Source organism: Dellaglioa sp. CoH-57-MRSF-22, from assembly GCF_056781895.1.
In genome coordinates this window covers 1-329 of record NZ_JBXAXT010000151.1, presented here as the reverse complement: position 1 = coordinate 329, position 329 = coordinate 1, and the positions used below count along the sequence as shown (strand labels likewise).

The following is a 329-nucleotide window of genomic DNA, read 5'->3' as shown; positions in this document are numbered from 1 at the left end:
ATTAAGCAGTGGTTGATTCCGGCAGACTCGGAATCGTACAAGGTACTTGCGGATGTCGGCATCCCGCTCACAATCTTTCACGAGGATTTCCTACCAACGATCAAACTCGTGACTGACCAGCACAACATTCGCGGGATCGGCGTCAATTTCAAGGACGAGATTCTTGGTCCGTTCCTCTCGAAGGTTGGCACCACTTGGCAGAAGAAAGCGGAATCTGCTACCGCCACCATCAAGTCGAAAGACATGGTGTTCGAGGTCTCGATGAAGGACCCCCAGTTCTCGAAGGCACGCGCCTCCATCGACCGCATGCGCGACGTGCTGTATGACTT

Annotated in this window: 1 protein-coding gene; it reads left to right on the top strand. The window is 53.5% G+C overall.

All coding sequences use genetic code 11. The features are described from left to right. Nucleotides 1–329, top strand: a 329-nt coding sequence (locus AC1RPR_RS08615; RefSeq protein WP_481763536.1) for a hypothetical protein, incomplete at both ends; no start/stop codon positions are given.